Origin of the sequence: Halorubrum marinum, from assembly GCF_048381195.1 — an archaeon.
Taxonomy (GTDB): domain Archaea; phylum Halobacteriota; class Halobacteria; order Halobacteriales; family Haloferacaceae; genus Halorubrum.
In genome coordinates, this window is sequence record NZ_JBLWMM010000004.1 from 333,274 (window position 1) to 356,845 (window position 23,572).

Below are 23,572 nucleotides of genomic sequence, written 5' to 3' on the forward strand. Positions count from 1 at the left end.
AGACGTGGCGCCGTGACGAAACGAGCCGGCGAACCGGGCCGCGACAGCCGGATTGATACGCCTCCCGCGTGAGGTGACCGCATGTACCTCGCCGACCAGACGTGGCCCGAACTCGGGGAGCGGCTCACGGAGGAGTCCGTCGCGGTCGTTCCGCTCGGTTCCACGGAGCAGCACGGCCCGCACCTCCCGCTCGCGACCGACCACCTCATCGCGGAGGCGCTCGCGACCGCGGCGAGCGAGGAGACCGGGTTCGTCCGCACGCCGACGATCACCGTCGGCGTCAGCCCCCATCACCGGCAGTTTCCCGGGACGATGTGGGTGGACCCGCCGGCGTTTCGCGACTACGTCGAGAGCGTCACGCGGAACCTCGCGTACCACGGGATCGACCGCGTCGTGTACGTGAACGCTCACGGCGGCAACGTCTCGCACCTCCGGGAGGTCGGTCGGCGCCTCCACGAGGACGGCACGAGCTACGCGATCGAGTGGATGTGGGACGAATCGATCCCGGAACTCGTCGACGAGCTGTTCGAGCGCAACGGCCCCCACGCGGGACCGAAAGAGACCGCGATGATCACCCACATCGCCCCGGAGCTCGTCCGAACCGACCGCTTGGAAGACGCTCGCGACGGGGGGCTCGTCGATCTAGCCGGCTCGGACGCGCGGGTCCACGGCTCGCGCACCTACTACGACGCGATCGACAACTCCGCGAACGGCGCGTTCGGCGACCCGACGGACGTGACTCGCGAAAAGGCCGAGCGGCTGTTCGAGGCCGCGGCGGATCAGCTCGTGGGGCTGCTGGAGTGGCTCGACGCTCGCGATCGCGAGGAGCTGCTACCGAAAGGGCGGGTCGCGTAGACGGGAGACGGTGGCGTTGCGAAGCGCCCGTTTAAGCGATGTCGAGAATCGGGTCGAGCGCCGCGTCGAGTCCCCGTCGGCGACCGTCGAGGACCTCGAACTCCTCGTCGCGGCGTCGTTCGAGCCATCGGAGCAGTCGGGCGGCCCACGTCAACTTCCGCGCCTTCATCGGACCGACGGCGGGATCGTCGAAGTCCCAGCCGAGGAACGCGAGTTGACCCGCACCGACGTGGTCGGCGAGGAACGCGGCGCGGTCCCCGTCGGTGAACCCGCCCGGATTCACCACGGGTCCCGCGGGCGCCGCCTGCGTCGTTACCAGCGTCCACTCGGGGTCGAACCGCGGCAGCCACTCGCGGACCGCGGGAACGTTGTCGCCGTGAGCGTGTGCCGCGACCGGGACGCCCTCGCGCGTCAGCGCCGCGGCCGTCTCGGGATTTTTGTCGAGGTCGGTCACCATGCAGTCGACGGCGATCCCGCTGTCGCGAAGCACGTCCGCCGCGGTGGAGGCCGCGACCACGGCGTCGGCCGTAGCGGCAACGTCGAGTTCGTCGGCGAGACAGGGGGCCGCGCCCGCGACCGCCACCGTGGCCCCCTCCCAGTCGCCGAGGCCGTCGAGATCGAACGGTGTCGCCAGTTCGACGGCAACGTCGCGTGCACGCTCGTCGGCGTCGCGAGCGAAGCCGAAGTCGGCGAGAATCGCCTCGTACATCGGCTCGAACGTCGCGAAATTCACGGTTCAATCGCCTCCGAACGCGCGTGGTTTCGACGATCGGCTCGCGAATTCAGCGGTAGCAGTGGAGCCGAGATCGTCCGGCCCATCGACCGACGAGACCGCGTTCGACGGCGCCGCGGCTGGCGGAGTCGAATATGGTATGGACCGGAGTAGCACAGAGTACCCCTACCCGCGTGCCCCTCCGGCGTCCAATCGATTGGTTGTCTGCACGGCGGCATAAACTTTCTCTTAGGGTGAGCCGACATCGATCGTTTCGAGCGCGGCGTCGAGTGCCGCCGAGACGCCCGATGCTTCCGATTTCACCGCACCGAGCGCTCGCGGCGTCCCGACGAGGAGTCCGCGACGACCGGACGCGCGACTCGTCGCGTCGGCGGCGGCAGGCCCCGTCGATCCACCGTCGGTCATCGAGTGCTGTGTCGCGGCCACGTCACCCCCGGCGAGGGCGAACGACGCGTTCGTATCGGCGCTCGCGACCGCCGCCCGGAGGGCACCGACGCCCTCGGCCGTCAGGCCGGAGAGCTCGTACGTTCGAACGACGGCGTCGCCGGCGACCGTCGGATCGGTACCGAGCCGGTCGAGGTGTCGTTCGGCCTCGCTGACGGTCGTCACGTCGAGTTCCTCGACGCCGACCGCTCCCGGGGCACTCGTCGTTCGGATTCGCTCGCGGGCGAACTCGGCGCCGACGAGGGCGGCATCGCGGGTCTCCGCCACGTCGTGGGTTCGGATCACGTGCGCGCCGCGCTCGACGGCCATCGAGGTCGCCGCCAGCGAGACGGGCAGCGCCTCCTCGGTCGTTCGACCAGCGATCGTCTTCAAGAAGCTCTTGCGGTTGATCGAGACGAGAAGGGGGCGGCCGTAGCCGCGGAACTCGCGGAGCCGGTGGAACGTCTCGCGGTCGTCGTCGTGGGTCTTGGCCGCCGACCAGCCGCCGAAGGCCGGGTCGAGGATCGTCTTGTCGGTGAGGCCGTTCATCGCGAGGGCGTCGTAGATCTCGTCCACGTCCTCGATGGCTCCGGGGCGTTCCAGGTCCGGCGGGGACGCCATCTTCGAGACGGCGACGTCGTGTTCGCGGCAGACGCGGGGCATCTCGGGGTCGGCGAAGCCGCAGATGTCGTTGACCATGTCGAACCCGCACGAGATCGCCGCGTCGGCGACCTCGTGGTAGCGCGTCTCGATCGACCAGACGGCGTCGCCGGAGGTGGACTCGAGCGTCTCGACCGCCGTGTCGAGCCGGTCGAGCTCCTGCTCGGCGGAGAGCACGTCCAGGTCCTTGTTCGCCGACTCGAGGCCGACGTCGACGATGTCGGCGCCCTCGCCGATCAGCTCCTCGTCGACGTACTCGGCCGCTTCGCCCGGGTCGTCGTACACGCTCGGATCGTACGGCGACTCCTCGGAGACGTTGAGCACTCCCATGATTCGAGGCGGATGGTCGTCGCCGATTCCGAGGCCCGCGGCGTCCACGTTTCGCATACGATCACCACGGGCGCGAGCGACATAAACGGGGCGAGTGGGCGAGGTGGCGATCGGCGACGCGGCATCGATCGGTTCACGCTTCCGACGAGACGTGTCAGTGTGAGACATGACGGCAGCCGTCGGGCACGAGTTAACCGCGTCTAGCACGTGATCAGGGTATGAACACGAAAGCGGAAGACAGCTTGATCGGACTCGCGTTAGCGGCCCTCGTCACGACGATGGGCGGCGAACTACTCGGGAGCCAACTCCTCGTCACGGTCGGGGTGGCCGGGTTCGCTCTCGCTCTCGTAGCGCTGTTCGCGGTCATGGCCACGGTGCTCGCGGTGAGTGTCGCTCGAACGCCGGATTTGACCGCGCTCGACTCGGCGACGACCGACCGGGCTCGCTAAAACGGGGTCACTGAAACGGAGTCACTGAAACGGGGTCACAGTTCGAACGCCAGCGTATCGCCGACCGTGACAGCGTTGCGGTCGGTCCATTTATACGGCACCTCCAGCACGTACTGCCCCGATCCGGGGTAGCGCTGGTCGCTTCCGTCCTCGTCCGGTCCCGGTTCCGGCGCGTTGTGGATCCGAGTTATCGTCCTGTCTCCGTCGACGTAGACGATGTCGATCCCGAAGTCCATCTCGCGCATGACGTACGTGAGCGACTCGCGTGGGGTGTTGTAGGTAAACAACATCCCGGCGCCGTCGGGGAGCGCTGTCGCATCGCTGAGGCCGAGATACCGCTTGTCGCGCGTGTCCGCGATCGCGGCTGTCACCGTGGCGAGTGCGTCGCCGTCGGCCGATCGTACGGTTACCTCGGTCGTCTCGTACTCGGCGTAGGGGGCCGAGGGCCACTCGGGAGCGGTGTCGTCGGTCGCGGAATCGCCTCGAGCGTCGCCGCCGAGATCCGACCTCGCACAGCCCGCAGTCCCGCCGACTGCCCCCGTGGCGACCGCCGCGAGAAATCCTCGCCGTTGCATTACGGTCGGGTACGTGTCACTCGGGTAAAGGCGTCGCGGCGACTGCCCCGGTGTCCTGATCCGCCGCGAACGGGCCGTTCGTTCCTCGAAGGACGCGCTTTTATCCGTCCCTCATCTATCGACTCGCATGGCGAAAGTGAGCGTCGGCCTCCGCGGATGGCGGTTCGACGAAGACGAGATCTTCACCGAGGAGGGGGAGCTGAAGCCCCTCGACGAGATCCCCGAAGAGCCCCGCGAGCGACTCGTCAGGCTCGTCGGGCTCGTCGAGGAGCCCTGCGACGTCTGTTACCTCGAACACGGCGAGGACGAGATCCACCGGTGTACCCAGGCGGAGATCGTGTACGGCGAGCCCAACGGGGAAGTGCTCCTCTGTCCCGAACACGAGCCTGACCTGATCTACTGGTACCGCGAGGAGGGCGGGAGCGACCACGCCGGCAGCGTCGAGTTCGGCGACCGTTTCCACGAGTGGGTCGCCGCCGGAAACGCGGCTCCAGACGACTACGGGACCGTCGAGCACGTCGAAGAGGATCCGGAGGGACTCCCGGACCTCCCGGACCAGCAGGAGATCCAGGAGCGCGTCGAGGCGAACTTCGAGGGCGAGCGGATCGATATCCTCGAACTCGCGGGCGTGAGAGAGGGAGAGAACGGAGCGTCCGACGGCGACGAAGTCGACGATGACACCGACAAACTGACCGAAGCGGACCTCGCCGACTCCGACGTCGATCTGGGAACGGAGTACCCGTCGAACAGATGACCGACACGGATCCCGGCTCGAAAACGGCTGACGCGGACCCCGACTCGGAGCGGACCGGCGTAGACCCCGTAAACACCGAGGAGGGCGGGTCTCGTGCGCGCCGCAAGCCCGTCGTGGTGGTCGTCGAGCCGGAGACGCCCGGCAACGTCGGCACCATCGCCCGGGCGATGAAGAACTTCGGGCTCACTGACCTCAAGCTGGTGAACCCGCCGGAACTCCGCGAGGACGGCGAGGCGTACGGCTTCGCCGGTCACGCCCGCGAGGACGTGCTGCCGAACGCAGAGGAGGTGACCTTCGACGAGGTCGTCGAGCGCTACCACACGGTCGGTACCACCGCGATCACCGGCGAAGACGACCAGAGCCACGAGCGGTTTCCATTCAAGACACCGGCCGAGCTCCGGGAGTCGCTGCGGACCGTCGACGCGCCCACCGCGATCGTCTTCGGTCGGGAGGGACGCGGGCTCAACAACGAGGAGCTCTCGCGGCTCGACGAGGTGTGCTCGATCCCCGCGGACGACGACTACCCCGTGTTGAACCTCGGACAGGCCGCCACGGTGCTGCTGTACGAGCTCCGCGACCTCACCGTCGAGGAGACGCAGCTGCCCGACACGTCGGTCACGCGGGCTCCCGAGCCCGACATCGAGCGCTTCCACGAGTACTTCGGGGAGTTCCTCGAATCCACGGGACAGCGAGACCACCACGTCGAGAAGAACGCGCTGCTCGTGCGCCGGCTGCTCGGGCGTGCACACCCGACCGAACGCGAGATTCACTCGCTGTTGGGAACCTTCCGCAAGGCCAATCGGAAGCTCGAACACGCCGACCACCTCGCCGCGAAGTACGACGAGCCGGTGTATCCGCGGGAGTGAGACCGATGGACGAACCCTCCTCGGACGACGGATTTCTCGAGGGCCTCCGCGACGGCGACCTGTGGGCAGGAGTGCGGGACGTCTCGCCGTTGATGCTGGGAATCGTTCCGTTCGCGCTCGTCGCCGGCATCGCCGCCGTCGACGCGGGGCTTTCGCTCGTCGAGGCGGTGGGGATGTCCGTGATCGTGTTCGCGGGGGCCTCACAGCTCGCCGCGCTCGACCTGCTCGGGTCGAACGCGCCGCTCGCGGTCGTGGTCGGCACGGCCGTTATCATCAACGTCAGGATGGTGATGTACTCCGCGTCGATCGCGCCGCACTTCTCCCGGTACGCCCGTCGAACGCGGGCGACGCTCGCGTACTTCCTCACCGATCAGGCGTACGCGCTCTCCGTCGCCGAGTTCGCCGAGAACGAGGCGCGGACGCGCTGGCGGTACTACCTCGGCGCGGCGGCGTCGCTGTGGCTCGTCTGGCAGGTCGGGACGATCGCCGGGGTCGTGCTCGGCGCGGGCGTCCCCGACGAGTGGGGACTCACCTTCGCGGTGCCGCTCGTTTTCCTCGCGCTCCTCGTACCCGCGATGAAGGACCGTCCGACCATCGGCGCCGGGGTGGCCGGTGGCGTGGTGGCCGTCGCGGCCGCCGGACTCCCGCTCAATCTGGGCCTGCTCGCGGGGGCGGTCGTCGGCATCCTTGCGGGGCTCGTGACGGAGGCGATCGACCGATGACGGGCGCGCTCGCGCTCGGCGGCTCCGCGCGGGTCTGGGTCGCGATCGTCCTGATCGGGATCGCGACGTACGGGTTTCGACTCTCCTTCATCCACCTCTTCGGGCGGATCGACGAAGTGCCGAAGTCGGTGCAGCGACCGCTTCGGTTCGTCCCGCCCGCCGTGCTCGCCGCGCTCGTGTTGCCCGATCTGGTGACCGTCGAGCCGACAGTCGTCGCGACGCTCACAGACGAACGCCTGATCGCCGGCGTCGTCGCCGGCGCGGTCGCGTGGCGCACGGAGAACGTGTTCGCGACGATCACGGTCGGGATGGTCGTGCTGTGGCTGTTCCGGTTCGTCGTCTTCGCCTGAGTCAACTCGGACAGCCAGCGATAGAGCACGCCTCCGATGGTATCGGTTACCGATCGTGTTCGGCCGTTCGCTCCGCGGATCGGCCGGTCTCCGTCCTCGGTCGCTCGCGCTCGACCGGTCGGTCGAACCGGGACGCAGTGCCGGACTCGTCGGCCTCGCGTTCGCGGACCGCGGCGAATCGCTGGGCGGCGTCGGCGATCGAGTCGAGGACGGCGAGCGTCCGGTAGGCGAGGTACAGACCGACGGTCAACGACGACGCGATCATGACGCCGAGGATGACCTGTCCGACGATCACGAGCGAGTAGGCGAGGAGGAAAGCGCTTACCGCAGCGAGGACGCCACCGATGCGGGTGCGGAGGGCTTCGGAGGGAGAGAGCGGGTCGTGGGCCATACGCGGCGGTATCGACGCGAATCACTTAATACTGGTCGGAGCTGCGGGCGACGCGCGAAATCGCGTCCCTCGCTCTCGGCCTCCGCGAGCTACGCTGCGAATATCGTGTCGCAAGTCGGCTCCAGCCGCACCTCGCCGTCGGGGAGGAGATACACGTCGACGCCCCCGGCCGAGCGCGTTCCCTGCTGCTCGCAGTTCGGGTCCGGCCACTCGCGCTCGATCGGCTCGCGGTCGTCGACGGCCACGACGACCGCCCTCGGCCTCCCGGTGAAGGGGTCGGTCCCCTCGCGGGCGCGGTCGCCGTCGATCTCGAAGGTCCGTCGGTACAGCGCGTCGCCGTCGGCGTCCTCGACCCGGACCGAGAGCGTGTGAGCGGCGTCTCGGCGGTTGTAGACCTCGACCTCGTGTGCGAGTTCGTCCGAGCCGAGGAGGTCCGTGCAGCCGGCGAGCCCGCTTACCGCGGCGGCACACCCCGCGGCGAGGAGCGAGCGACGGGACGGGGACTGCCGGGAGAGGGACCGGTACATCTGATTCGAGGGCATATCGAAGCCGTGCGTGCGGTCCCGTGATACTGGTTACGGTCCGTTAAAAGTCCGATCGCGAGACGGCGAGCCTCAGTCGTCGGCCGGAGCGGCGGAGTCGCCGGCGGAGACGCCGGTGCCGGGGCCGATGTCGATACCGAGTGCGTCGAGCTTCTCGTCGGGAACGACGCCGTCGACCCAGTCGCGGGTCTCGTAGTACTCCGCTTTCATTTCGTCGAGCTCGCACAGCTCGCCTTCGCTGGCGCCCGAGCCGGGGATGGCGTCCGGGTGCCCGTCGATGAAGCGGTTCGGCAGCGTGTCGTCCGCGCCGTCGAAGCCGGCGAGGTTGTTGAAGTAGCGTTCGAGGTTGTACACCCGCTCACCGGCCTCGAACAGTTCGTCCTCGCTGACGTCGCGGCCGGTCATGCCGTTGTACTGGAGCACGTACTCCTCGATCCCCTCAGCGAACGCGCTGAACTTGCAGATGTCGAACGAGTCCGACACCGCGTGCAGGTTCTGGAAGGTGGCGGTGAGTTCGCCCTTGCCCTCCCACTCGTACGGATCGACTTTCTCCGGAATACCGAGGATCTCGGCGGCCGGCGTGTAGCCGCGCAGGTGGCACGCACCGCGGTTGGAGGTCGCGTACGCGATCCCCATCCCCTTCATGCAGCGCGGGTCGTAGGCGGCTATCGTCTGGCCCTTGACGGAGAGCTTGTTGTCGTGGGCGTCCTTCGCGTCGGCGACGCGCTCGGGACCTTCCGCGAGGAGGTCGCCGAGGTCCGAGGAGCGGTGGCCGATCTCGTCGAGGAGGTCGATCATCGTCTCGGAGTCCCCCCAGTCGAGGTGGCCGACGCCGTCGAGTTTGCCCTCCTCGCTCATCTCCATCGCCATCGCCATGATGTTGCCGGACTCGATCGTATCGATGCCCAGGTCGTTACAGCGCTGGAGCATCAGCGCGATCTCGTCGCGGTCGGAGTGCCCTGAGTTCGGGCCGAGCGCCCACGCGGACTCGTACTCGTACGATTCCGTGCGGACGTTCATGTCTTCGCCTTTATGGGTGACGTCGACCTCGACCTCCTTCTTACACGCGACCGGACAGGAGTGACACGTCGGCTCGTCGACGAGGATGTTCTCGCGGACGTTCTCGCCCGAGACGCGCTCGGCGTCGATGTCGAATCCCTCCGCGTCGTGGTACGCCTCGGTCGAGGTGTACTTCGCGTTCTTCGACGGCAGCCCGTCCATCTCCTCGGTCGCGTTCATCAGGACGTTGGTGCCGTACATCGAGAGCCCGCCCTCGTTGGGCGCGGTCACGTCGGACTCGCGGATGACCTCCATCGCCTGCTGGTAGCCCTCTTGGAACGTCTCGGGGTCCGCCGGTTTGGGCATCTTGGTACCGCTTTTCACGACGACGGCTTTCACGTTCTTCGAGCCCATGACGGCGCCCGTGCCGCCGCGGCCGGACGCGCGGTCGTCCTCGTTCATGACACAGGCGTATCGCACGCCGTTCTCGCCGCCCTGACCGATCGCCATCACGGAGAGGTTCTTCCCGACGGAGCCGTCGAGCTCCTCGTCGAGCGTGTCGATCGTCTCGTGGACGCCCATCCCCCAGAGGTGGGAGGCGTCGCGTACCTCGACGTCGCCGTCCTCCACGTGGAGGTAGACGGGGTCGTCGCTCGCGCCGTCGAGCAGGACGCCGTCGAGCCCCGCCCACTTGAGGCGCGCGCCCGACCAGCCGCCGTGGTGCGAGTCGGTGACGGTCCCCGTCAGCGGGGACTTCGTCACCAAGGCGATTCGACCGCTCATCACGGTCTGGGTCCCGGTGAGCGGACCCGTCATGAACGCGAGCCGGTTGTCCGGCCCCATCGGGTCCACGTCCGGACCGGCGTCGAAGACGTACTTCACGCCGAGCCCGCGCGCGCCGATGTATTTTTTCGCGTCTTCGTCATCGATCCCGCGGTAGTTGACCGCTCCGTCCCCGAGATCGACCTGTGCAACTCGGTCTCTGTAGCCACCCATTTCAGTCATGTAATGCTCATTAATTATAGACGGACCACAGCCTGTTAGGTGTTCACCTCTTTGTGTAACTAATAATAGTTACGTGATACACCAGTCAAACGGGTCAGATTTTATAAAGCATAATGCCGATAAGCTGGTCAAAACCCGATGACTGCGAGGCGTCTTGCGGAGCGCTCTTGCACGAATGCAGAAACTGTAGTATCGAGCGGTTTCGGCGTACCGTCGAAGTTTCGGTTGTCGCGGTGGCGGCCGGTGATCGATGACGGGGAGTCACGGGCTCGACGCCGCACGTTAACTCCCCCGGTGACAAACGGGTCGGCGTGACCCGGGGACGGACCGACGGCCGAACCCTGCGCGGAGCGCGGACGAGAGCCGCGGCGTTCGCCTTCCTCCTCTTGATCGCGTCCGTCGTTCCGGTTCCGGGTCGCGGATCCGGGACCGGCGGAGCGGGGATCGACCTGCCGCTCGGAATCGGCCTCACGGACCCGTTTCATCTCGTCGGGTACGCGGTCCTCGCCGCGCTCCTTGCGGGCGCGACCCAGCGACGGCGGTTCGGGATCCTCCTCGCCGTTCTCGTCGCCGTCGCGGTCGGCTTCGGGATCGAACTCGTACAGTCGACGGTGCCGTGGCGGTCGTTCGCGTGGCGCGACGTCGGGATCAACGCGATCGGTGCGACGATCGGCGGCGCTGTGAGCCTCGCACGCCGAGTACGAGAGATCAGCCGCCAAGCGGACACGTCCCAGCGACGCAGATGACGACACGGCTTTACGCGCTCGCCCGCTTTCCTCGATAATGAGCAAGCCGAGCCCCGACGCGTACGAGCAGGGGCGCGGGATGGACGCGCACAACGCCGTGATGCGCGACATCCGCGCCGAGCGCTCGGAGACGTACGACCCGACGCAGCCGACCCGCGTGTGGATCGACGAGGACAACACCCCGGACGGGGTCGTGAACTCGCTCACGATCATCCTGAACACCGGCGGCTGTCGGTGGGCCCGCGCCGGCGGCTGTACGATGTGCGGCTACGTCGCGGAGTCGGTCGAGGGCGGCAGCGTCGCCCACGAGGATCTCATGGCCCAGATCGACGTCTGTCTCGACCACGAAGCGGAGAACGCGGAGGCCCCCGCGGAGCTGATCAAGATCTACACCTCCGGCTCCTTCCTCGACGAGCGAGAGGTTCCCGCAGAGACACGGCGAGCGATCGCCGAGACGTTCGCGGACCGCGACCGCATCGTCGTCGAGTCGCTTCCGGACTTCGTCGACCGCGAGAAGATCGGCGACTTCGCGGACCACGGGATCGCGACCGACGTGGCGGTGGGACTGGAGACCGCGACGGACCGCGTTCGCCACGACTGCGTGAACAAGTACTTCGACTTCGCCGACTTCGAGGACGCCTGCGCGGAGGCGGCAGCCGCCGATAGCGATTTCGACGCGGACGTGGGGATCAAGGCGTACCTCCTGCTGAAACCGCCTTTCCTCGCGGAGCCCGAGGCCGCGGCCGACATGATCGACTCCATTCGCCGGTGTGCAGACGTCGACGGCTGTCACACGGTTTCGATGAACCCGACGAACGTCCAGCGATACACCATGGTCGACGAGCTGTTCTTCGAGGGCGGGTACCGCCCGCCGTGGCTCTGGTCGGTGGCACACGTCCTCGAAGCGACCGCCGACGTCGACGCCATCGTCGTCTCCGACCCCGTCGGCCACGGCTCCGATCGCGGCGCGCACAACTGCGGCGAGTGCGACGACCGCGTTCAGACCGCGATCAAGGACTTCGACAAGCGACAGGACCCGAGCGTCTTCGAGCAGGTCTCCTGCGAGTGCGAGGCGACCTGGGAACTGGTGATGGACGAGGAGACGAGTTACAACATGCCGCTTGCGCGGTAGGAAACGCGGTCTCTGTCGCCCCGCTGACCCCGTGTGAAACGGGCTCTCACCCATTCTACCCGAACGATCAGATCGAACAAGACCCTTATACGTCCAGCTCCTGATAATACGTATGAACGCAGTCACCAGCGGTTCCCGGTCCCCGCGGAAGTCGGTCCTCTTCTGTGCGGAGTGCAGCTTCGAGAGCCCCATCTCCGAGGGGTGGCTCGTCGTCAGCGACGGCGAGGAGCGAACGATCGTCTGTCCCGAGTGCGGCCACGTCGCCGACCACCGGACGGAGCGCTCGGCACCGCCGACGCGACACGCCGACTGACGACCGGCAGTACCGCTACTGACACCGACGACGGGCGGTATGACTACCGATTTTCCGGCGCGCGCTCCGCCAACACGGGTATCGCGTCGAGCGTTTCCGCGTCAAGTTTCTCCCAATCGATACCCGTCGGTCGCGGGTACGAGGTCTCCGTTCGAACTGTCCGCTCGGGAGTGACGACCAGATCGAGGGGCACGTCGTGCGAGTCGGGATTCGGAAGCGGTTCGCCGGAATCGCGGGCGGCCGCGACCGCCGACTTCGGACCGTCAAGGACGGAGAGCTCGTGGACGGTCGTCGCGACGGTCGTCTCGTCGTCACCGGGCGAAGCCCGGTTGCCCGAGGGACTCTGTCCCTCGCTGTCGTCGGGCTTCGCCCGACTGCCAGAGGCGCTCTGCGCCTCTCTTCCGACGGCGTCGAGCTCGCGGAGCACGCCCCATTCCAGGTCGCTGTACCCCTCTCCCTTGCCGATTCGAGCCCCTGCAGTGGTGACGCCCACCGATCCGGCGATCACGAGGTCGACGTGCGGCACGTCTTCCGGCCCCACCGGCGTTCCGTGCGTCGAGATGCCGGAGACCGTCGTGGCGTCGTCGACGTCGGCGTCCCTGTCGGCCTCGATCGCATCGGGCTCGAGCCTGAGGAACGGCTCCGGGTCGCGGAGCCGCGGCTGGGCGACGTATATCGTCTTGCCGGCGCGGAGCGCGGCCCGACGGACCGGAAGCTGCGGCGCGTCCGGGTTGCACTTGAGCGTGTCCGCGGCCTGCCACTCCTCGGTGCCGCACAAGCGCTCGCACGCCGCGTCGGCGCCCGCGAAGTTCGGGATGCGACCGCGGGGCGGGAACGGGAAGCGGGCCTCGCCGGTGTCCTCGAACGCGTCCCAAACGGCCTCGCGGACGGCCTGTTTGTCCATGCCGGTCCGAGGGGCGCAACGGGTGTTAAGCGTCGGGATCGGCGACCTCACAGCGCCGGGGACACAGCGACCCCCGCCGAGTCAGCCGATCGGTTAGATATATCGGTGTGTTTATCTAATAGATCGGAGTTGTGTGCCGGTATGCTCGAAGACGGACTCTCGTACCCGATTCGCAGCGATTGGATCGGACGGATCATCATCGGCGGCGTCCTCGGCTTTCTCTCTCTGCTCGTCATTCCGGCGTTCGTCATCGTCGGGTACCTCGTTCGGGTGCTCGAACGGACGGTCGCCGGCGACGAGGTTCCCCCGGAGTTCGATGAGTGGGGCGATCTCTTGGTGAAGGGGGTCGTCGGCACGGTAATTACGATCGCGTACACCATCGTGCCGGTACTCGCGTACTCGCTCCTCGTCGCGGTCGTGTTCGGGGCAGGCGCTGGGATTGGTGGGGACGCCGGCGCGCTCGTCGGCGTGGTGGGGCTGCTTCTCGCGCTGGCGTTTATTCCCGTGCTGTTCCTGATCTACTACGCCGTGCCGGCCGCGTTGACGGCCTACGCGGCCCGCGGCGAGATGGGTGCCGCGTTCGACGTGGCGCTGTTGAAGCCCACGCTGTTCTCCACCGAGTACCTCGTCGCCGTCCTGATGCCTATCGTCGTCGCGGTGATCACGTGGGTCGTCTCCGGCGTGCTCACCGCGACCATCATCGGAATCGTGCTCGTCCCCTTCGTCCAGTTCTACGGGCAGGTCGCCGTCTTCCGGATGTTCGGCACCGCGTTCGCGACCGTGAACGAGCGGATCGACGCGGACTCGCCGGGCGACGACCTCGGTCGGGTCGGCGAGGACATCGACCCGACCCCGAACTGAGCCGCAAGCGACGCGGCGGTTACGGAGAATCAAGGAGAAAGCCTCGCGCTTCAGCGCGGGGATGAATCCGACAACTCCTCCACAGCCCACCGCTCGAAGGCATGGCTGGATATTCCACGCCATGTGAATGGCTACTATTAAGTAGAATTATTGTCATAGGTTACGTATGGCAAAACAGGTCGTCACACGCACCTATACTGCTTCCATTCGGAATCAGTCACGGGTGTCTGACGACCTTGATGCCCTCGGTTTCGCAGCCTCGAAACTCTGGAACGTCGGGCGGTGGACGTGCAGCCGGATTTGGGACGAGATCGGTCACATCCCAAACCACAACGAGCTCACCACGTACCTCAAGAATCACGAACGCTACGATGACCTACATTCTCAGTCAAGTCAGCGAGTCCTTCAAGAACTCGCTGAAGCGTTCAACGGGTGGTACGGCAAACGACGCAACGGAGATGCGAGAGCGAACCCGCCCGGCTACCGCAAACACAACGACGATCACCCGCGTTCGACGGTCACGTTCAAAGCTGCCGGCTTCAGGCTCGACACTCAGTATGACCGCGTCCGACTCTCTCAAGGGTCAAACCTCAAAGAGTATTGGTCCGACTTCATCCTCTGCAAATTCCAAACTCGGCCTGACATTGATCTCTCCGCCGTGGAGAAGGTCCAACAAGTGAAGGCGGTTTGGACAGGCGACGAGTGGGAACTTCGCTTCGTCTGCAAAGTTGCGGTTGACGTGTCTGAGTCGCCCGGCGAGCAGACCGTCGGTATCGACCTCGGTATCAACAACTTCGCCGCATTGGCCTACGAAGACGGCCACAGCGAGTTGTACCCGTTGAACTGTCTGAAGCAGGACGACTACTACTTCAGCAAGCGGCTCGCCCAGTGTGACGACTCGAACTCTGAGCAGGCTGCCCGGCTGAACCAGAAGAAATCGAATCGACGGGCGCACTACTTCCACACGCTCTCGAAACACATTGTTCAGCGGTGTGTTGAGGAAGATATCGGCACGATAGTGATCGGCGACCTCTCTGGGATCCGCAAGGACGACGAGAACGGTGAGTCGAAGAACTGGGGCAAGCATGGTAACCTCGATCTTCACTCGTGGGCGTTCGACCGCTTCACGGAATTGCTCACCTACAAGGCCGAGATGGGAGGTATAACGGTTGAGGAAGTCTCTGAGCGCGACACGTCGAGGTCGTGTTCGTGCTGTGGTCGCAAGCGTGATGCGAACCGTGTCGAACGTGGGTTGTACGTCTGCGATGAATGCGGGACAACGGCGAACGCAGACGTGAACGGAGCCGAAAACATTCGGCAGAAAGTATCTCTGAGTTCACCGAATCTCTCGGTGAATAGGAGTAACGGCTGGTTGGCACAGCCATCGACGTTCCTGTTTGACAAGGAAACTGGCGCATTCGCGCCTCAAGAACAGGTAACATCGTAAACCACAATATCCCAACTCAGCGGCGCGGTGCCGTGGGAATCCTCGCCCTTCAGGGCGGGGAGGATGTCAAGCGCCAGTCAAACCGTTCGAAAAGACGCACCGTCGAGCCCGACGGCGCGTTCAGTCGTCGTCGGCCCCCGCCGACCGACCTCCGACTCGAACCGTTCGAGTCGCCTGAACCCCCTTGCGGTTCGCGTCGAACTCGGAGAGCACGTACACCAGCCCGCCGAGCGTCACCACACCGACCGGCAGCAGCACCAAGGGCGTGATCCGGGTGGCTCCCCACACCGTCAGCAGTACCGCCGCGACGATCAGTACCGTCGTGGCGTAGTACACCTGCGTGCGGACGTGGTCGATGAGGTCCGACCCGGTGAACGTCGACGAGAGGATCGTCGTGTCGGAGATGGGCGAGCAGTGGTCGCCGAAGATCGCGCCGCTGAATATCGTCCCGACGGCGACGGGAAGCAGCGCCGGCGTGGCGCCGCCGACGCTCCACGCCAAGGGCACCGCGATCGGCGTGACGATCGCCATCGTCCCCCAAGAAGTGCCCGTCGAGAACGCGATGACCGCGGACGCCATCAGTACGACGACCGGGAGCAGCGTCGGCGTCACGAAGTTCTCAGCGATGTTCGTGACGTAGATCCCCGTGCCGAGCGCGGTGGTCACGGTACCGATCGTCCACGCCATCACGAGGATCGTGAGCGCGGTCAGCATCATGGAGAACCCGTCGATCACGGTCTCCATCGCCTCGTCGAGGTCGGCGATACCGCTCGCGAGGCCCATGGTGAGCGCGACGGCGACCAGCGTGAACGTCCCCCATAAGAGCGCGTCGACGAAGGCAGCGTTGCCGGCGATCTCGAACGGCCCCGCGCCGGGGTCGGACGCGCCGAGCCCCGTGTACGCGGCACCGCCGATCACGACGGCAATCAGCGAGAGCGTCGGGACGACGAAGTACCGGAGTTTCGGCGAGTCGGTGAGTATCTCCCCGAGGCTTTCTTCGGCGCTTTGTAACGGAGTCGCTCCGTCGCGCAGGAGTTTCCCCTCGCTCGCCGAGCGATGCTCCGCGTCGAGCATCTCGCCGAAGTCGCGCTTGGAGATCACGATGATCCCGACCATCGCGACCGCGAGCAGACAGTACATGTTGAACGGGATACTCCGAAGGAACAGCGCGAACGCACCGGGGACCTCACCGGCCTCCACGGAGACGCCCGCGGCGTTGTATCCCTCGCGGATCATACTCAGCTGGTAGGCGACCCAACTCGAGATACCGAACGTCGCGACGGGTGCCGCCGTCGAATCGATGATGTACGCGAGCTTCTCGCGAGAGATCCGCACCTCGTCGGAGATCTCGCCCATCGTGGTGCCGACGATCGCCGTGTTCGAGTAGTCGTCGAAGAACCAGAGCATGCCGAACAGCCACGTCGCCACCCCGACCTTTCGCTGAGAGTCGAGCCGGGCGGTCACCGCGTTGGCGATGGCGGCCGCCCCGCCGAGCCGCCAAATGAGCGCGACACCGGCCCCCAAGAACAACACGATCAGCATGATCTTCGCGTTGAACGTGCTCTCGCCGATCGAGGAGACGAGCCAGTCAAGCGTCTGGACCACGCCGTGGTTCGCCGTGAAGATCACGCCGCCGGACCAGATCCCCAGAAACAGCGAGAGGATCGGCTTCCGCGTCACGATCGCCAGGACGATCGCCAGGAGCGGCGGAACGAGCGAGATGGCGCCGAACGTCTCGGCCGTCATGCGCGTACCCCCGAGCGATCCGAAACGGGCGGTGGAGACGAGCGGCCCTCGACGGGTGATCGCCGCCCTCGCCGCACGCGTTTCCGGACGTCGGTACGGGTTTTCGTCGGCTTCGTCGGGCCGATACGACGGTTACGAACCCTCGTCGGGAAAACCATGATACGATGACTCACACCGAGTCAGTGTATATAAATGTACGGTCTATTTCATCGTTTTAAATATGTTATTTCAGATATGTCGCCCCCAGTTGGTGCAGCGGCTCGTCGGTCGTCGACCGACGGAACGCTCGGGAACGTATTCAGCAGCGTACACCGTCGGCACCCGGCCGGTGCGAGCCGCTCCCCGTCGGAAAGGCGTTCGCGAGCGACGACGCGTCTTTTAAACCGTTCAGTCGCCCACGTACACGTATGTTCGAAGACCGGCCGGACCGCGACGCCGAGGTCGTCCTCGTGGGGCGCTCGAACGTCGGCAAGTCCACGCTGATGCGCGAGCTCACGGGCCACGATTTCTCGACGGGCGGCAAGCCGGGGGTCACTCGGCAGCCGAACCATTTCGACTGGGCGAGCGAGGACTTCATGTTCACTGACCTCCCCGGCTTCGGGTTCATGTCCGGCGTCGAGGAGGAGCACCGCGAAGCGATCAAGACGAACATCGTGCGCTATCTGGAGGAGAACGCCGAACACATCTTGGCGGGAGTCGTCGTGATGGACGGGAAGGCGGCAGTCGACATCATCGATCGGCACGCCGAGCGCGGAAATATTCCGCACGACGTGGAGATGTTCGGCTTCTTGGAGGACGTCGGCGTCGATCCGATCATCGCCGTCAACAAGACCGACAAGATCGACGACCTCGACGAACGGCTCGACGAGATCTGCGACCGTCTGGGGCTGTACCCGCCGTGGCAGCAGTGGTCCGACCGGGTGGCGCCGATCTGCGCGAAACGCGGCGATATCGAGGCGTTGGAAGAGTGTCTGCGGACGCGGTTTCACGAGCACAACCGCGACGATCTCTTGAAGTTCGTCAGCTAGTACTCGAATCCGACGGCGTCGTCGCTCGGCCGGAGCGGACTCCGCGAGTACGGCGGTGAGGCCTTCGGATCGTTGAACGGACGGGGAGCCGCGTCGTTCGGCGCGTCGGGGTACCAGAGCGCGGCGAGCGCCTGGATCGCCGTTCGCCCGCTAGCCAGTTCGAACTGACCGCCGCCGTACAGCCGAATGTCCTCCTCCTGACAGTACGCGATCGTCTCGAACAGCGATTCGAGGGTGCCGAACCGCGAGGGCTTAATGTTACACCAGCCGGGATCGACCGGGAGCGATTCGAGACTCTCGACGCCGTCGATCGGGTAGTCGAAGGCGAGCCGGTCCGCCTGCGGTTCGACGAGCGGTGTCGTTTGGGGCGTAAACGCGGCGTCCTCGACGATCGCCGTCGGGAACGCGGCGAACACGTCGCGGTACAGTTCGGGATCGGCCTCGACGTCGACATCGGTCCCCTCGTACCACCCTTTTAAATCGAGAATCCGCACTGCGTCCGTCTCGCGGAGGGTGACGAACGCCTCCTCGGGCCAATCGGGCGTCGGGTCCAACTTGAATTCCAAGTCGTCGTCGAGCGCGAGCAGTTCCTCGACCCGCTCGGTCGTCGGCGGGTCACCGAGCCGCGTCGAAACGACGAATCGGACCGGTTCGGGCTCGATGCCCAGACACTCGCCGAGCGACTCCTCGCGCTGTCGGAGGGCCAGATCGAGCGCCGCGCTCTCGACGGCCCACTGACGATAGTTGCGAGACGTCTCCTGTTCGGGCGGCTTGGCGGCGAACAGGTCGACGCTTTCGAGGTGGGTCGACAGCTCGTCGATCGTCCACTCTCCCTCGAGGTCGATCGGGTCGGTCCCGGCCAGCGCGTCGTGGTCGGCGGTGTCGTAGGTCACGTCCTCGCCGCGGCCGGTCACGCCGTCGCCGGCGAGGCGGAACTCCGTCGTGACTCGCTCGAACCCGCTGGTCGTCGCGCCCGTGTACCGGCGGCGGGCCGTCGACTCGATCGTCACCGATAGGTCTGCAATCCGTTCGTACGCGCTCATACCGACCTCACGTCGCCGACAAACTTAAAAGGGGAACGCCGCCGAACATAGCGGGCGAACGGCGACCGGCGCAGTCCCGTCACGACGCCTCGTCCGGCACGCGGAGCCGGAGCTTCGCGACCCGGGTTGCGAGCGCCCAGAACAGCGGCACGATAGTGAGGACGACGGCACCCGCCGCGGCGACCTGCAGCACCGTCGTGGTGAACCACGGCGATCCGCCCGCGTACGGCAGCGAGGTGTGGGTCACGTCGCCGACGACCGGAACGAAGTAGTCCATCAGCAGATCGAGGGTGTACCACGCGGTCGCGACGGCGACGGCCGAGAGCGGGAAGTCCGTGATCCGGTAGAGCACGAACGCCTGCACGGCCATCCCGAGGTGGCTCACGAAGAGGAACGCGTACATCGCGGGCCCCGAGTTGCCGAGGAATCCCGGGTAAAAGGCCACGAGGACGTACGGCGTCCACAGTCCGAGCTTGATGTTGCCGAAGAACGCGAGCGCCGTGAGCCAGTCGCGCTGCCTGTCCAGCGCCCACGCCGCGAGCGCGAGGGCGATGAGCAGGGTGGCACCCGGACTGTCCGGGACGAACGGCCACATCTCGACGGGGATCCGCTGGAACTGAAAGCGGTAGTACCAGAAACCGAACGCCGTGCCGAGGAGGTTGATCGCGACGATGACCCACACGAACCGAAAGGCGACGTCTTCGACTGCCTTCGGAAGCGGGGCGAGCCAGCGCGGAAGGGGCTCGCGATCCGGGGGGTCGCGTCCGAGCGCGCCGACGATGTCCATGCGTCTCGCTGGGTGCCGTCTGTCAAAGCGGTGGCGGTCCCGGCGGTCGACGGGCGGGCGGTCACCGAAGACGCCGCCCGGGACACCGAAGACGCCGACGCCGCCCGCGACGTTGACGACCCCGTTCGGGACGAAAAGGGCTATGGGCCCCCAGCGGGAAGACGGTGGTATATGCGCCCGCGAACGCTGCTCGCGTTGCTCCTCGTCGTCCCGCTCGTGGACGCGCTGTTCCTGATCGTCGTCGCGACGCGGCTCGGGTGGGGGATCACGGTCGCGCTGGTCGTGTTGACCGCCGTGCTCGGGATGCTCCTCCTCCGCGCCGAGGGGCGCGCGACCCTCGCACGGGTCCAGCGCAAGCTGGCCCGCGGCGAGCCGCCGACCGACGAACTGCTCGACGGCGGCCTCCTCATCGCCGCCGGCGCGTTCCTGCTCACGCCGGGGCTCGTCACCGACGCGATCGGCTTTCTCCTCGCGCTCCCGCTCTCGCGGGTGCCGATCCGGATGGCCGTCAAAAAGTACGTCGTGGTGCCGTACCTCGACAAGGAAACCGGCGGGTTCGCCAGCGGCAACGTGTACGTCGGCGGCTTCCCCGGTAACGGAGAGGGCGGTGCCGCCGCGGGCGGGTTCACGTTCGGCAACGGCGGCGGGTTTCCGGGCGGCGCTGGCGGAGACGCCCCCGGGGCGGGGTCGAGCGGCGACGTCGACGGAGACCCCGACGCGGCGGGCGATCGATTCGACGACGCGGACCACGCGGACGACGTCGTCGACGTGGACTTCACGGTCGAAGACGAAGGGGAGAGGTCCGGGCGAACCGACTGACCGCGCGGTGACGGGGGTCTTGACGGGCGAAACCGGGGGACGGCGGGCGACTGTCGAAAGGAAACCCTTAAAATCCTACCCGCGCAACGACTGAATGCGCTCACCTGGGCCAATAGCTCAGTCAGGTTGAGCGCTCGGCTGATAACCGGGAGGTCCACGGTTCAAATCCGTGTTGGCCCACCTCAGATCGGGCGGTCTCTGACCGCTCGAAATTGGTGGGCTGGGACTCCCCAGCCACCCAATTTCGGTATCTCATTCCTGTGAGCTGCTGCTATTGTCACGTATCGACAGCCGCTCAGCGTTGACCACGGAGGCGATAAAGCGAATCGGAGTGCCCCGCAGTCGTGATCGACGACGACCTGACGGAGCGGCTATCCGTCGATACCCTGATACCGTAAAACGACGAAATAGCCGACCATGAACCTCCTCTCCGTCGCGGTCACCGAGACGATCCGCCCGAGAGCCTTCCTCGCCCCGCTCGGCGTCTGGCTACTCATGGCGCTCGTCGCCGTCGCGAACGGCGGGTTCCGCGAAGTCGTGCTCATCCCTCGCGTGGGGGAGTATCCGGGACACGTAGCGAGCACGGCGCTGTTGGTCGCGGCCATCCTCGCGATCGCGTTCGCCTTCTTCAGTCGAACGTCGGTCGCATACGGGACCGCGGAGCTGGTCGCTATCGGCGTCGGCTGGACCCTCCTCACGGTCGGCTTCGAGTTCCTCGTGGGACGCCTCGAAGGGACGCCGGTGTCGGTGACGATCGGCCAGTACGACGTGCTGGCGGGACAGGTGTGGATCGCCGTCCCGCTGACACTGCTCATCGCACCGCTCTTGTTCGGCCGGTAGCCCCGATCTGCCCACTATCTTTAACAGATCCCGGAGTGTCAGGGACATTGATTATGAAGAAGCTGATCAACGATCCGGACGACGTCGTCGACGAAATGCTCGATGGAATGCTCGCCACGTACCCGGACCGTCTCCGGCGACTCGCCGACACGCAGGTACTGGTGCGCGACGACGCGCCAGTGGACGGGAAGGTAGCGCTGGTCACCGGCGGCGGAAGCGGCCACGAGCCGACGCACGCGGGTTACATCGGCGACGGCATGCTCGACGGGGCGGCCGCGGGCGGCGTCTTCTCCTCGCCGACCGCCGACGAGTTCGAGGCGCTCATCGACGCCTGCGACGCGGGCGACGGCGTGCTCGCGATCATCAAGAACTACGAGGGCGACGTGATGAACTTCGAGACCGCCATCGAGCTCGCCGAGATGGAGGGCGTCGAGGTCGACAGCGTCGTCGTCGACGACGACGTCGCCGTCGAGGACTCGCTGTACACCTCGGGCCGCCGCGGGGTCTGTGGGACGGTCCTCGTCCACAAGGCCGCCGGCGCGAAGGCCGCGGAGGGCGCGGAGCTCTCCGAGGTGAAACGCGTCGCCGAGAAGGTCATCGACAACGTCGGCACGATGGGGATGGCGCTCACCTCGTGTGTCACCCCCGAGAAGGGCGAGCCGACCTTCGATCTTGGCGACGACGAGATCGAGCTCGGCATCGGGATCCACGGCGAGCCCGGCACCGAGCGAACCGGAACGATGAGCGCGGACGCGGTGACCGAGGAGCTGACCGAGGCCGTCCTCGACGACCTCGCCCTCGATCCCGGCCAGGAGGTGCTCACGATCGTCAACGGGATGGGCGGTACCCCGCAGATGGAGCTGTTCGTGGTCAACCGCCGGCTCCAGGAGCTGCTCGGCGAGCACGACCTCGAAACGTGGGACGCGTGGGTCGGCGACTACATGACCTCGCTCGATATGGCCGGCGCGTCGATCACCGTCTGCGCCGTCGACGACGAACTGAAGGAGCTTCTCGGCGCGCCCGCCGACACCCCCGCGCTGACGCAATGAGCGGGGAGGGTTCGAGCGGCGAGGACGGAGGGAGCGACGGGGTCGGCGAAGGGACGAACGGCGACGGCGAGGCCGTCGTCGCGGCCGTCGAGGCGGTCGCCGAGCGGATCGAGCGCGAGCGCGACCACCTGACCGAGCTCGACTCGGCCATCGGCGACGCGGACCACGGCGGCAACATGGCCCGCGGATGGGCGGCCGCGGCCGAGGCCGCCCGCGACCTCGACGACCCGGACCCGCAGACCGCGGGCAAGACGGTCGGCAAGACGCTCATGTCGAAAGTCGGTGGCGCCTCCGGGCCGCTGTTCGGCGGCTCGCTCGTGTTCGCGAGCGCCGAGCTCGACGGCGGGCTCGACGCCGAGAGCGCGGTGGCGTTCGCCGAGACGTACCTGCAGAAGGTCGAGGACCGCGGCGACGCCCGGCCCGGCGACCAGACGATGGTCGACGCGCTGATGCCGGCGGTCCACACGTTCAAGAAATCGATCGAGACCGACGGTCTCCCGCCGCTCGAAGCGCTCGCGAAGGCGGTCGACGCGGCCGAGCGCGGCGTCGCGTTCACCGTCCCGATCCGCGCCCGCAAGGGCCGGGCCTCGTACCTCGGCTGGCGCTCCGTCGGTCATCAGGACCCCGGTGCGACGAGCACGCTGTACATCCTCGAAGAGGTGCTCTCGGTCGCCGCCGACCAACTCGACAGCGATGTGCCGGACGTCGACGCGACCTCGCCGACGATTCCGGACGACGCGGGAGACGGGGCGGGCGAGGACGGTCACGCAGGCGAAGACGGCGAAACCGTCGCGGAGGACGACTGATGGTCGGACTCGTCGTCGTCTCGCACAGCGAGCGGGCGGCCGACGGGATCGTGGAGATCGCCGCCGAGATGGCCGGCGACACGCGGCTCGAGGCGGTCGGCGGCGACGGCGAGGGCGGTATCGGCACCGTCCCCGACGCGATCGAGGGGGCCATCGAGGCGGCGGACGACGGCGACGGCGTCGTCGTCCTCGTCGACCTCGGCAGCGCCGTGATGAACGCCGACGTCGCCATCGAACTGAGCGATGTCGAAGCGGTCATCGCGGACGCGCCGGTCCTCGAAGGCGCCGTCAACGCCGCGGTCGCCGCCACGGACCCGTCCGCCACGCTCGACTCGGTCCGCGAGCAGGCCGAGGCGGCCCGCGAGATCAAGAAACTGTAGTACGGCTGCGCTGGGAA

Annotated in this window: 27 protein-coding genes and 1 tRNA gene; 18 read left to right on the plus strand and 10 right to left on the minus strand. The window is 66.8% G+C overall.

The window, feature by feature from the left end; all coding sequences use genetic code 11:
* The first annotated feature begins 81 nt into the window (after nt 1-81).
* Nucleotides 82-855 (plus strand): creatininase family protein, encoded by a 774-nt coding sequence (locus ACNSN4_RS08120; protein ID WP_418285300.1) that lies wholly within the window; start codon nt 82-84, stop codon nt 853-855.
* A gap of 31 nt (nt 856-886) precedes the next feature.
* Here ACNSN4_RS08120 and ACNSN4_RS08125 read toward each other — a convergent pair whose 3' ends face one another.
* Both ACNSN4_RS08125 and folP read right to left on the minus strand, forming a co-directional pair.
* Entirely contained in the window at nt 887-1,588 is a 702-nt protein-coding gene (locus ACNSN4_RS08125; protein ID WP_418285302.1) for a 6-hydroxymethylpterin diphosphokinase MptE-like protein, read from the minus strand.
* 228 nt (nt 1,589-1,816) lie between these two features.
* Nucleotides 1,817-3,058 (minus strand): dihydropteroate synthase, encoded by a 1,242-nt coding sequence (gene folP / locus ACNSN4_RS08130; protein ID WP_418285303.1) that lies wholly within the window; start codon nt 3,056-3,058, stop codon nt 1,817-1,819.
* A 161-nt stretch (nt 3,059-3,219) separates the two neighbouring features.
* On the opposite strand from folP, the gene ACNSN4_RS08135 reads away from it, so the two are divergent.
* Nucleotides 3,220-3,450 carry a hypothetical protein gene (locus ACNSN4_RS08135; RefSeq protein ID WP_418285304.1) on the plus strand — a complete coding sequence of 77 codons (231 nt, stop codon included), beginning with the start codon at nt 3,220-3,222 and terminating at the stop codon, nt 3,448-3,450.
* A gap of 35 nt (nt 3,451-3,485) precedes the next feature.
* On the opposite strand, the gene ACNSN4_RS08140 is transcribed toward ACNSN4_RS08135, so the two are convergent.
* Entirely contained in the window at nt 3,486-4,025 is a 540-nt protein-coding gene (locus tag ACNSN4_RS08140) for a DUF192 domain-containing protein (RefSeq protein WP_418285305.1), read from the minus strand.
* 127 nt (nt 4,026-4,152) lie between these two features.
* Here ACNSN4_RS08140 and ACNSN4_RS08145 point away from each other — a divergent pair, with 127 nt between their 5' ends.
* The 4 genes from ACNSN4_RS08145 to ACNSN4_RS08160 are packed head-to-tail and all read left to right on the plus strand — an operon-like array spanning nt 4,153 to nt 6,717.
* Nucleotides 4,153-4,779: a DUF8114 family protein gene (locus ACNSN4_RS08145; protein WP_418285306.1), complete on the plus strand. Its 627-nt coding sequence runs from the start codon at nt 4,153-4,155 to the stop codon at nt 4,777-4,779.
* Nucleotides 4,776-5,645, plus strand: a complete 870-nt coding sequence (locus ACNSN4_RS08150; protein WP_418285307.1) for an RNA methyltransferase — start codon at nt 4,776-4,778, stop codon at nt 5,643-5,645. Before ACNSN4_RS08145 ends, ACNSN4_RS08150 begins: the two co-directional genes overlap by 4 nt.
* Before the next feature lie 5 nt (nt 5,646-5,650).
* Complete coding sequence (locus ACNSN4_RS08155) at nt 5,651-6,367, plus strand: AzlC family ABC transporter permease (protein ID WP_418285308.1); 717 nt, start codon at nt 5,651-5,653, stop codon at nt 6,365-6,367.
* Nucleotides 6,364-6,717, plus strand: a complete 354-nt coding sequence (locus tag ACNSN4_RS08160; RefSeq protein WP_418285309.1) for an AzlD domain-containing protein — start codon at nt 6,364-6,366, stop codon at nt 6,715-6,717. Before ACNSN4_RS08155 ends, ACNSN4_RS08160 begins: the two co-directional genes overlap by 4 nt.
* A 46-nt stretch (nt 6,718-6,763) precedes the next feature.
* On the opposite strand, the gene ACNSN4_RS08165 is transcribed toward ACNSN4_RS08160, so the two are convergent.
* The 3 genes from ACNSN4_RS08165 to ACNSN4_RS08175 form a co-directional block, all read right to left on the minus strand.
* Nucleotides 6,764-7,108, minus strand: coding sequence for a DUF8066 domain-containing protein (locus tag ACNSN4_RS08165; protein ID WP_418285310.1), 345 nt, complete (start codon nt 7,106-7,108; stop codon nt 6,764-6,766).
* A gap of 89 nt (nt 7,109-7,197) precedes the next feature.
* Nucleotides 7,198-7,650 carry a hypothetical protein gene (locus tag ACNSN4_RS08170; protein ID WP_418285311.1) on the minus strand — a complete coding sequence of 151 codons (453 nt, stop codon included), beginning with the start codon at nt 7,648-7,650 and terminating at the stop codon, nt 7,198-7,200.
* Nucleotides 7,651-7,722: 72 nt separating this feature from the next.
* A complete protein-coding gene (locus ACNSN4_RS08175) occupies nt 7,723-9,654 on the minus strand; it encodes an aldehyde ferredoxin oxidoreductase family protein (RefSeq protein ID WP_418285312.1) in 1,932 nt (643 codons plus the stop codon).
* A 311-nt stretch (nt 9,655-9,965) separates the two neighbouring features.
* Between ACNSN4_RS08175 and ACNSN4_RS08180 the strand changes: the two genes are divergently transcribed.
* The 3 genes from ACNSN4_RS08180 (at nt 9,966) to ACNSN4_RS08190 (ending at nt 11,845) form a co-directional block, all read left to right on the plus strand.
* The gene (locus ACNSN4_RS08180) at nt 9,966-10,400 is read left to right on the plus strand and encodes a VanZ family protein (protein WP_418285313.1); all 435 of its coding nucleotides are present in this window, start codon (nt 9,966-9,968) and stop codon (nt 10,398-10,400) included.
* Between the two features lie 37 nt (nt 10,401-10,437).
* Complete coding sequence (locus tag ACNSN4_RS08185; protein WP_418285314.1) at nt 10,438-11,532, plus strand: archaeosine biosynthesis radical SAM protein RaSEA; 1,095 nt, start codon at nt 10,438-10,440, stop codon at nt 11,530-11,532.
* A gap of 112 nt (nt 11,533-11,644) precedes the next feature.
* Complete coding sequence (locus ACNSN4_RS08190) at nt 11,645-11,845, plus strand: DUF8106 domain-containing protein (RefSeq protein ID WP_418285315.1); 201 nt, start codon at nt 11,645-11,647, stop codon at nt 11,843-11,845.
* Nucleotides 11,846-11,888: 43 nt separating this feature from the next.
* On the opposite strand, the gene ACNSN4_RS08195 is transcribed toward ACNSN4_RS08190, so the two are convergent.
* Entirely contained in the window at nt 11,889-12,749 is an 861-nt protein-coding gene (locus tag ACNSN4_RS08195) for a 5-formyltetrahydrofolate cyclo-ligase (RefSeq protein WP_418285316.1), read from the minus strand.
* A 141-nt stretch (nt 12,750-12,890) separates the two neighbouring features.
* On the opposite strand from ACNSN4_RS08195, the gene ACNSN4_RS08200 reads away from it, so the two are divergent.
* Both ACNSN4_RS08200 and ACNSN4_RS08205 read left to right on the plus strand, forming a co-directional pair.
* Entirely contained in the window at nt 12,891-13,610 is a 720-nt protein-coding gene (locus tag ACNSN4_RS08200; RefSeq protein ID WP_418285317.1) for a DUF4013 domain-containing protein, read from the plus strand.
* A gap of 166 nt (nt 13,611-13,776) precedes the next feature.
* Complete coding sequence (locus tag ACNSN4_RS08205) at nt 13,777-15,057, plus strand: RNA-guided endonuclease InsQ/TnpB family protein (protein ID WP_418285318.1); 1,281 nt, start codon at nt 13,777-13,779, stop codon at nt 15,055-15,057.
* A gap of 120 nt (nt 15,058-15,177) precedes the next feature.
* Here the strand turns inward: ACNSN4_RS08205 and ACNSN4_RS08210 are convergent, their stop codons facing one another.
* The gene (locus ACNSN4_RS08210; RefSeq protein WP_418285319.1) at nt 15,178-16,803 is read right to left on the minus strand and encodes a Na+/H+ antiporter NhaC family protein; all 1,626 of its coding nucleotides are present in this window, start codon (nt 16,801-16,803) and stop codon (nt 15,178-15,180) included.
* Between the two features lie 407 nt (nt 16,804-17,210).
* Between ACNSN4_RS08210 and engB the strand changes: the two genes are divergently transcribed.
* Nucleotides 17,211-17,831: a GTP-binding protein EngB gene (engB, locus tag ACNSN4_RS08215; protein ID WP_418285320.1), complete on the plus strand. Its 621-nt coding sequence runs from the start codon at nt 17,211-17,213 to the stop codon at nt 17,829-17,831.
* On the opposite strand, the gene ACNSN4_RS08220 is transcribed toward engB, so the two are convergent.
* Both ACNSN4_RS08220 and ACNSN4_RS08225 read right to left on the minus strand, forming a co-directional pair.
* On the minus strand, nt 17,828-18,874 hold the full coding sequence (locus ACNSN4_RS08220; protein ID WP_418285321.1) for a hypothetical protein: 1,047 nt from the start codon (nt 18,872-18,874) through the stop codon (nt 17,828-17,830). The two genes, engB and ACNSN4_RS08220, sit on opposite strands and share 4 nt — an antisense overlap.
* Nucleotides 18,875-18,953: 79 nt before the next feature.
* Nucleotides 18,954-19,661: a DUF1405 domain-containing protein gene (locus tag ACNSN4_RS08225; RefSeq protein WP_418285322.1), complete on the minus strand. Its 708-nt coding sequence runs from the start codon at nt 19,659-19,661 to the stop codon at nt 18,954-18,956.
* Between the two features lie 171 nt (nt 19,662-19,832).
* On the opposite strand from ACNSN4_RS08225, the gene ACNSN4_RS08230 reads away from it, so the two are divergent.
* The 6 genes from ACNSN4_RS08230 (at nt 19,833) to dhaM (ending at nt 23,555) form a co-directional block, all read left to right on the plus strand.
* Entirely contained in the window at nt 19,833-20,480 is a 648-nt protein-coding gene (locus tag ACNSN4_RS08230; protein ID WP_418285395.1) for an FxsA family protein, read from the plus strand.
* Nucleotides 20,481-20,586: 106 nt separating this feature from the next.
* Nucleotides 20,587-20,660: transfer RNA gene (locus ACNSN4_RS08235), tRNA-Ile, on the plus strand.
* Nucleotides 20,661-20,897: 237 nt separating this feature from the next.
* A complete protein-coding gene (locus tag ACNSN4_RS08240) occupies nt 20,898-21,320 on the plus strand; it encodes a hypothetical protein (protein ID WP_418285323.1) in 423 nt (140 codons plus the stop codon).
* 53 nt (nt 21,321-21,373) lie between these two features.
* Nucleotides 21,374-22,369, plus strand: coding sequence for a dihydroxyacetone kinase subunit DhaK (gene dhaK, locus ACNSN4_RS08245; RefSeq protein WP_418285324.1), 996 nt, complete (start codon nt 21,374-21,376; stop codon nt 22,367-22,369).
* A complete protein-coding gene (gene dhaL / locus ACNSN4_RS08250) occupies nt 22,366-23,175 on the plus strand; it encodes a dihydroxyacetone kinase subunit DhaL (protein WP_418285326.1) in 810 nt (269 codons plus the stop codon). The genes dhaK and dhaL overlap by 4 nt, the downstream gene beginning before the upstream one ends.
* Complete coding sequence (gene dhaM / locus ACNSN4_RS08255) at nt 23,175-23,555, plus strand: dihydroxyacetone kinase phosphoryl donor subunit DhaM (RefSeq protein ID WP_418285327.1); 381 nt, start codon at nt 23,175-23,177, stop codon at nt 23,553-23,555. Before dhaL ends, dhaM begins: the two co-directional genes overlap by 1 nt.
* Nucleotides 23,556-23,572: the final 17 nt, after the last annotated feature.